Consider the following 7,534-nt stretch of genomic DNA (forward strand, 5'->3'; position numbering starts at 1 on the left):
TCGATGTCCTCACATGCCCCCGATGATCGCCGGGGTAACCAGGCGCGGGTCACACTCCGGGCACGGTCGCCGCGCTCACCGACCCGGTCGCTAACCTCAGCGCGCATGAGCTGGTACTGGCGGCTGGAGGACCCCACGGGGGCGGAGCTCGACCCCGCCGCGGTGGGGGTGGAGGTGCCGCGTTCGGACAACCAGGGCGACGCGGAGTCCTGGCTGGGGGAGAACTGGCGCGACCTGCTCGAGCGGGGGGTGGCGACCGTGACGCTCCTCGACGGCGAGCAGGAGGTCTACGGCCCGATGAGCCTCGCCGCCACCTGAGGCCGTTCGAGCGGAGTCGGGCGGGCTCGGGAGGGACCCCGAGGCGGCCCCGTCCTGAGCTGGCGAGGGGTGGGCAGGTCGGGGTCCTCCTTCAGCCGCGGGCGGTCTTGGCGGGGTCACGCTCGACGACGTCCCCCAGGACCTCGTCGATGCGCGCCAGGACGTCGGCGTCGAGGGTCACCCCGGCCGCCGCCACGTTGTCGTGCACCTGCTCGGGCCGGGTCGCACCGATGATCGCCGCCGCGACGTTGGGGTTCTGCAGCACCCAGGCGATGGCCAGCTGCGCCATGGACAGGCCGAGGTCCTCGGCGACCGGCCGCAGTCCCTGCACCGCGGTGAGGACGTCGTCCCGCAGGAACCGCCGCATCGACCCGCCGACCTCCGCGTGCCCGCCCCGGCTGTCGGCCGGTGGCTGCCGGCCGGGCAGGTACTTGCCGGTGAGCACGCCCTGCGCCAGCGGGGACCACACGATCTGCGAGATCCCCTCCTTCTCGGAGGTGGGCACGACCTCGTCCTCGATGACCCGCCACAGCATCGAGTACTGCGGCTGGTTGCTGATGAGCTGGACGCCGAGGTCGCGGGCGAGCGCGGCGCCGGCGGCGATCTCCTCGGCGTTCCACTCGGAGACGCCGATGTAGAGCACCTTGCCGGCCCGGACGAGGTCGGCGAAGGCCGTCATCGTCTCCTCGAGCGGCACCGTCGGGTCGTAGCGGTGCGCCTGGTAGAGGTCGACGTAGTCGGTCCGCAGCCGCCGCAGCGAGGCGTGGCAGCTCTCGGTGATGTGCTTGCGGGACAGGCCGCGGTCGTTGTGGCCCGGGCCGGTCGGCCAGTAGACCTTGGTGAAGACCTCGAGCCCCTCCCGGCGCTGACCGGCGAGGGCGCGGCCGAGCACCGACTCGGCCCGGGTGCCCGCGTAGACGTCGGCGGTGTCGAAGGTGGTGATGCCGGCGTCGAGGGCGGCGCGGACGCAGGCGTGCGCGGCGTCCTCCTCGACCTGGCCGCCGTGGGTCAGCCAGTTGCCGTAGGCGATCGCGGAGGTGTTGAGGCCGGAGCGGCCCAGTCGTCGGGATTCCACGGGCGCCGACGCTAGCCCGGCGGGCCCGCCCGGGCCTCCCGAGCGTGGTGACGTGCGGGAACGGCCCCGCGCCAGGGTCCGCGGCCCCCTGCCGGGTCCCGCCGCGAGCCTGCGAGTGGCAGGGGGCAGGGGGCCTTCTGCCAGGGACGGCGGGACGCGGGGTCCTCAGACCTGGGCGCCCAGCGGGACCTCGGGCTTCGGGAAGCGCCAGCGGCGGACCATGGTGGCGCGGCTGATCCCGTACCAGACCAGGCCCTTCATCCTGTGGTCCTGGTCCGGGAAGCGCTCGAGCACCTTCTTCTTGATCCGCCGGCCCAGGACGATGGAGTCGGCGATGATCAGCAGGAAGAAGACCAGCCAGATCGAGACGGTGTAGCTGCGCACCTGCTCGTTGGGCACGAAGTTGCCGATGAGCACCAGCGCGGCGACGAAGAGGAAGAAGCTGCCGGCGTTGCGGCGGGCGTCCACGACGTTGCGGACCAGCTTGCGGACCGGGCCGCGGTCGCGGGGCGGCAGGTAGCCCTCGTCGCCCCGCGCGGCGCCGGCGCGGGCGGCCCCGCGGTTGGCCGCCTGCTGCTCGCGCATCCGCTTGTAGGCCTCCTTGCGGGTCTGCGGAGGCGGCGGGGGAGGGCCGGGGCGGCGTCCCTGGGCCTCGTGGCGCTTGGGCGTGGGCCGACCCTTGCCGCCCGTCTTCACCACCTGCGTGGTCGGGTCGGCGGCGGGGTCGGGCGCGGCCTCGGTGCGGTCGCGGCGCCCGGGCAGGCGGAGCTTCACGACGGCGAGTCTACGTGTGACCTCGGCCGATCCCGGTCCGCACGGCACTCCACGCCGTACAGTGGGAAGAGGCTCCGCTCCGGCGGTGTTGGCCTGCTGCAGGACGTGCCGCAGCAGGCACCCTCGAACGTGGGAGGACTTCCAACATGACGGTGCAGGACACCACGGCCACCGGCGTCATCCTCAGCGACCCCGCTGCCGCCAAGGTCAAGGCGCTGCTGGACCAGGAGGGTCGCGACGACCTCCGCCTGCGCATCGCCGTCCAGCCCGGCGGCTGCTCGGGCCTGCGTTACCAGCTCTTCTTCGACGAGCGGTTCCTCGACGGCGACCAGACCTACGACTTCGGCGGGGTCGAGGTCATCGTCGACCGGATGAGCGGCCCCTACCTCGGCGGTGCCGTCATCGACTTCGTGGACACGATCGAGAAGCAGGGCTTCACGATCGACAACCCGAACGCCACCGGCTCCTGCGCCTGCGGCGACTCCTTCAGCTGAGCCGGTGACACCGCGGTCCTCGGGACCGCACCGCTGACACGACGAAGGCCCGGTCCCTCCCGCGGGGAGGGACCGGGCCTTCGTCGTCCCCGGACTACAGCCGGACGGGGTAGACCGTCTCCGGGACGTCGACCTTGATGCGCTGCTCGACGAAGACGCCGTGCCACACCATGAAGACCAGCAGCGTCCACAGCTTGCGCGAGAGGTCGACCGGTGAGCCGGCCCGGTGGTTGTCGCGGTGGGCGTCGAGCATCCAGAGGATCTGCCGCCGGTCGAGCCACTCGTCGGTCTGGCTCTCCTCGACGACCTGCCGCGCCCAGTCGTGCAGGTCCTCGGCGAGCCAGTGCCGGGTCGGGACCGGGAAGCCGAGCTTGCGGCGGTTGAGCACGTGCGGCGGCACGATCTGCTCCAGCGCCCTGCGCAGCGCGTACTTGGTCGTCTCCTTCGTGACCCGCTGGTCGACCGGCAGCGTGCCGGCGACCGCGAAGACCTCCGGGTCCAGGAAGGGCACCCGCAGCTCGAGCGAGTTGGCCATGGTCATCTTGTCGGCCTTGACCAGGATGTCGCCGCGCAGCCAGGTGAACAGGTCCACGTACTGCATCGCGGTCACGTCGTCGTAGCCCGCCGCCCGGGTGCGCTCGTAGAGCTCCCGGGTGACGGCGACGTGCGACAGGTCGGGGTCGCGGCGCTCGAGGAAGCCGAGCTCGTCGTCCCGGAAGATGCGCGCGTTGCCGTAGTACCGCTGCTCGAGCGGGATGGATCCGCGGCGCAGCAGGTCCTTGCCGCGCATGCCGTCGGGCAGCCTCGCCGACAGCGCGCCCAGCGCCCGGCGGATGCCCCCCGGCAGCCTGTCGAACGCCGCCAGCGACAGCGGCTCGCGGTAGATGTTGTAGCCGCCGAACAGCTCGTCGGCACCCTCGCCGGAGAGCACCACCTTCACGTGCTCGCGTGCCTCGCGCGCCACGAAGTACAGCGGCACGAGGGCGGGGTCGGCGACCGGGTCGTCGAGGTACCAGACGACCAACGGGATCGACTCGGCGAACTCCTCGGGCGTGACCACCTTGGTCACGTGCTGGACGCCGATCGCCGCCGCGGACTCGGCGGCGACGTCGACCTCCGAGTAGCCCTCGCGCTCGAAGCCGACCGTGAAGGTCATGAGGTCGGGGTTGTACCGCTTGGCCAGCGCGGCGATCGCGGTGGAGTCGATGCCGCCCGAGAGGAACGACCCGACGGTGACGTCGGCGCGCATGTGCACCCGCACCGAGTCGTCGAGCACCGCGGCGATCCGGTCGTAGAGGCCCTGCTGCTCGTCCGCGGCGACCGGCCGGACGGGGAAGGTCGGGTGGAAGTAGCGGCTGGTGTGCAGCTCGCCGTCCACCACGGTGAAGCTCGTGCCGCTCTCGATCCGCCGGATGCCGCGGTGCAGCGTCGCCGGCTCGGGGACGTACTGCAGGGTCAGGTAGTGCTGCAGCGAGGCGGAGTCCACGCCGCCGGCGGCGTCGCTGCCGCCGAGCATCTCCAGCAGCGCCTTCTTCTCGGAGCTGAAGACCAGCGCGCCGTCGGCGAGGCGGGCGGTGAACAGCGGCTTGATGCCGAAGGGGTCGCGGGCGCCGAACGCCGTCCCGGTCCGGGTGTCCCAGATGACGAAGGCGAACATGCCGCGCAGCCGCCGGACGACGTCCTGACCCCAGTAGTGGTAGCCGGCGACGATCGCCTCGGTGTCGCCCTCGGTGGCGAAGCGCGCGCCGAGGGCGGCGAGCTCCTGGCGCAGCTCGACGTAGTTGTAGATCTCGCCGTTGAAGACGATCCGGTACCGGTCGTCGGCGTAGGGCATCGGCTGGTGGCTGTGCTCGATGTCGATGAAGGCCAGCCGGTTGAAGCCGAGGACGACGCGCGCGTCGTTCCAGACCTGCGTCTCGTCAGGGCCGCGGTGGCGCAGGCAGTGCAGCGCCTCGCGCACCTCCTTCACGCGGGTGTCGTCGACGCGGTCGGCGTCGGTGGACAGGTAGGCGAGCAGGCCGCACATGGGCGTGGTTCTCCGGGGGTCGTGGTGTGCCGGCGGAGTGGCCGCGGCAGGGTCAGACGCGAACGCCGGCGCGCGTCTTGCGCGTGGCGTTGCGCTCGGCCACGAAGGACAGGATCGGAACGGTGCCTGCCACCAGGGTGAGAAGCGTGCCGCGCAACGTCCAGGAGGCGCGCAGGGCGAGGTCGCAGGCGGTCAGGAAGAAGACGAAGTAGAGCCAGCCGTGCAGGGTGCCGAGGACGGTCACCGGCTCCGCGACCCCGCCGAGGTACTTCAGCGGGACGGCGACCAGGACCAGTGCGATGAGCAGGACACCCACGACCCAGGCCATCACGCGGTAGCGGGTCAGCGCGGCGGGGACGTCGCGGCCCACCCGGCGGGCGAGGGCGCGGGGCAGCCGGGAGGTCGTCGTCGGCTCAGCGGCCATGCTCGGCCCGCTGCTGCAGCGCCCGCTCGTTGAGCTCGGCGAGGTAGGCGTTGTAGGCGGCCAGCTCCGGGTCGCCGGTCGTGTCGATGCGCGGCCGCTGGTAGAGGACCAGGTCGGAGCCCGGCTCGTCCTCGTCGGGGTCGCGGTTGACCTCCTCGCGGCACATGCGCACGTAGAACCACAGGCCCATGAACCCGTACAGCGGCCACTGCAGCGCGTAGCTCCAGTTCACCGCGCCGCCGCCGGCCTCGGCCTTGGACAGCTGCCAGTACCCCAGGAAGAAGGTGGCCACGAACAGGGCGGCCACCACCAGGTGCAGGAGCACCCACTTGGGGGTCAGCAGCCGGGAGAACACGGCCCCGACTGTAACCGGCGGTGCCCCCGGCAGGGGACGTCGGTGAGAGGGCTCACCGTCCCGCCGTCGGGGTCTCGACCCCGCCCGGCGCGGGGCGCCCGGGCCCCGGCCGCCGACCCCGGGGGCCCGACCCGCCGTCGGGGTGTCTCCGGTGGTCGGCCGCCGTGCGGGGTCGGCTAGTCTCGCCGCAGACTGTGGTCGGCACAGGCGCCGTTCGCCGGGGACCGGCTGACGGCCCGCCGGGAAGACCGTCCGGGGTACCGGACGAGGACGAGGAGGCAGCGAGCAGTGGCTCGAGGCAGCAGGCTCGCGCGGGTCGCCGCGCTCGGTCTCCTGGGGGTGCTCGCCCTGACCGGGTGCACCCCGAACAACGAGTTCTGGCGCTGGGGCTGGCCCGACGGGGTCACCGACGAGGCCTACGAGATGCGCACCCTCTGGATCTGGTCGGTCATCGCCGCCCTGATCGTCGGGTTCGCGGTGTGGGGGCTGATCGGTTGGTCGGTCGTCATGCACCGCAAGCGCGGTGACGAGCTGCCCAAGCAGACGGCGTACAACCTGCCGCTGGAGATCGTCTACACGATCATCCCGTTCCTCATCATCGCCGGGCTGTTCTTCTTCACGGTGGTCACGCAGAACCGGGTGCAGGAACGCAGCGCCGACCCCGACGTCACCATCGCGGTCAACGCCTTCAAGTGGAACTGGCAGTTCGTCTACCCGGAGACCACCGGGGCCGACGGCGAGCCGATCAACACGGTCGGCAACAGCGACGAGATCCCCATCCTCGTGCTGCCGACCGACCAGACCGTCCGCTTCGAACTGGCCTCGGCCGACGTCATCCACTCGTTCTGGGTGCCGGAGTTCCTCTTCAAGCTCGACGTCATCCCGGGCAACGAGAACGGCCGGGACAACGTCTTCGAGGTGACCGTCCGCGAGGAGGGCGCCTTCGTGGGCCGTTGCGCCGAGCTCTGCGGCACCTACCACGCCTACATGAACTTCGAGGTGCGGGCGGTGTCGGCGGCGGACTACGACGCCTACCTGGCCGCGCGCGAGTCGGGCCTGACCACCTACGACGCGCTGGAGAGCATCGGTCAGCCGGGCAACGCGACGAGCACCTCGCCGTTCGACCTGGTCGACGACGCGCAGCGGGCCGACGGCTGACGTGTCCGCCGACCGCGCACCGCACACCACGCAGGAGGGACGGCCGTGAAGGTCGAAGCGCTCATCTTCAACGTCATCGGCGTCTTCTGCCTGGTCATGGCCGCCGTCTACGGGATCTGGTCCCGTGAGCCGATCGGGACGACGGCCCTGGTCCTCTCCGGTGGGCTGACGTTCCTCGTCGGCGGCTTCTTCTGGTTCATCTCGCGGCGCATCGACGCCCGCCCGGAGGACCGCAAGGACGCCGACATCGCTGACGGCGCCGGCGAGCTGGGCTTCTTCAGCCCGGGCAGCTACTGGCCGTTCGGCATCGCCCTGTCGGCCGGTCTCATGGGCCTGGCACTGGCGTTCTTCTACCCGTGGATGATCATCCTGGCCGGTGCGGCCCTGCTGATCACCATCGGCGGTCTGCTGTTCGAGTACTACGTGGGGCAGAACGCCCAGGGCTGATCTCGCCCGACCGACGAGGGCCCCTCCCCGCAGCTGCGGGGAGGGGCCCTCGTCGTCGTGGATCACCGGCCCTGCGGCCGTCGTGTACGGGCGCCGCGGGCCCGCGGGCCAGGGGGTGGGGCCGGCCCCTCGGAGCCCGGAGGAGGGCGTTGACGGCCGTGGCGGGCGCCTGGCGGTCGTGCGCGGCTGGAGCAGCGGGCGTGGGCCCGCCCTGTGGCGGTGGCCGCCTCGTCGGCCCGCCGCCCGCACGGCCGTCGTCCGCGGCTGCGGGCGAGGACCGCTGGACCACCACCGGCCCGCGGGAGGACGCCGGCGGGCCGGGGACCGTGCCCCTGGCCCCGCGGGGGACGCGTCTGCCGTGGGGGGGGGGGGGGGGGGGGGGGGGGGGGGGGGGGCGGGGGGGGGGGCCGCGGGGCGCGGCGCGGGCGCGAGCGGTCGTCCGAGCCCTGGGGACGCTCGGCTC

General features: G+C 72.4%; 9 protein-coding genes. 4 read left to right on the forward strand and 5 right to left on the reverse strand.

Annotation, left to right across the window (positions count from 1 at the left end; translation table 11 throughout):
* The first annotated feature begins 105 nt into the window (after positions 1-105).
* Entirely contained in the window at positions 106-318 is a 213-nt protein-coding gene (locus ACI79G_RS11160) for a hypothetical protein (protein WP_456881195.1), read from the forward strand.
* Between the two features lie 91 nt (positions 319-409).
* On the opposite strand, the gene ACI79G_RS11165 is transcribed toward ACI79G_RS11160, so the two are convergent.
* Together ACI79G_RS11165 and ACI79G_RS11170 are read right to left on the reverse strand one after the other, a co-directional pair.
* A complete protein-coding gene (locus tag ACI79G_RS11165) occupies positions 410-1,393 on the reverse strand; it encodes an aldo/keto reductase family protein (RefSeq protein ID WP_456881196.1) in 984 nt (327 codons plus the stop codon).
* Positions 1,394-1,558: 165 nt separating this feature from the next.
* Complete coding sequence (locus tag ACI79G_RS11170) at positions 1,559-2,167, reverse strand: DUF3043 domain-containing protein (RefSeq protein WP_456881197.1); 609 nt, start codon at positions 2,165-2,167, stop codon at positions 1,559-1,561.
* A 146-nt stretch (positions 2,168-2,313) separates the two neighbouring features.
* On the opposite strand from ACI79G_RS11170, the gene ACI79G_RS11175 reads away from it, so the two are divergent.
* Positions 2,314-2,661: a HesB/IscA family protein gene (locus ACI79G_RS11175; protein ID WP_072915689.1), complete on the forward strand. Its 348-nt coding sequence runs from the start codon at positions 2,314-2,316 to the stop codon at positions 2,659-2,661.
* A 94-nt stretch (positions 2,662-2,755) separates the two neighbouring features.
* Here the strand turns inward: ACI79G_RS11175 and asnB are convergent, their stop codons facing one another.
* From asnB to ACI79G_RS11190, 3 genes are read right to left on the reverse strand one after another with little or no spacing between them, the layout of a single operon-like run.
* Complete coding sequence (asnB, locus tag ACI79G_RS11180; protein ID WP_456881198.1) at positions 2,756-4,687, reverse strand: asparagine synthase (glutamine-hydrolyzing); 1,932 nt, start codon at positions 4,685-4,687, stop codon at positions 2,756-2,758.
* A 52-nt stretch (positions 4,688-4,739) separates the two neighbouring features.
* The gene (locus tag ACI79G_RS11185) at positions 4,740-5,111 is read right to left on the reverse strand and encodes a DUF3817 domain-containing protein (RefSeq protein ID WP_456881199.1); all 372 of its coding nucleotides are present in this window, start codon (positions 5,109-5,111) and stop codon (positions 4,740-4,742) included.
* Positions 5,101-5,466 carry a metalloprotease gene (locus ACI79G_RS11190; RefSeq protein WP_456881200.1) on the reverse strand — a complete coding sequence of 122 codons (366 nt, stop codon included), beginning with the start codon at positions 5,464-5,466 and terminating at the stop codon, positions 5,101-5,103. The genes ACI79G_RS11185 and ACI79G_RS11190 overlap by 11 nt, the downstream gene beginning before the upstream one ends.
* A 288-nt stretch (positions 5,467-5,754) precedes the next feature.
* On the opposite strand from ACI79G_RS11190, the gene ctaC reads away from it, so the two are divergent.
* The gene (ctaC, locus tag ACI79G_RS11195; RefSeq protein WP_456881201.1) at positions 5,755-6,624 is read left to right on the forward strand and encodes an aa3-type cytochrome oxidase subunit II; all 870 of its coding nucleotides are present in this window, start codon (positions 5,755-5,757) and stop codon (positions 6,622-6,624) included.
* Between the two features lie 45 nt (positions 6,625-6,669).
* Positions 6,670-7,071 carry a cytochrome c oxidase subunit 4 gene (locus ACI79G_RS11200; RefSeq protein WP_456881202.1) on the forward strand — a complete coding sequence of 134 codons (402 nt, stop codon included), beginning with the start codon at positions 6,670-6,672 and terminating at the stop codon, positions 7,069-7,071.
* The last annotated feature ends 463 nt before the right edge of the window (positions 7,072-7,534 follow it).

It is taken from the genome of Geodermatophilus sp. SYSU D00779 (assembly GCF_054050595.1).

Excerpts from the sequence above, each read along its gene's own strand:
- ACI79G_RS11160 (WP_456881195.1), top strand. The coding sequence starts at position 106 with ATGAGCTGGTACTGGCGGCTGGAGGACCCCACGGGGGCGGAGCTCGAC.
- ACI79G_RS11175 (WP_072915689.1), top strand. The coding sequence starts at position 2,314 with ATGACGGTGCAGGACACCACGGCCACCGGCGTCATCCTCAGCGACCCC.
- asnB (WP_456881198.1), bottom strand. The coding sequence starts at position 4,687 with ATGTGCGGCCTGCTCGCCTACCTGTCCACCGACGCCGACCGCGTCGAC.
- ACI79G_RS11185 (WP_456881199.1), bottom strand. The coding sequence starts at position 5,111 with ATGGCCGCTGAGCCGACGACGACCTCCCGGCTGCCCCGCGCCCTCGCC.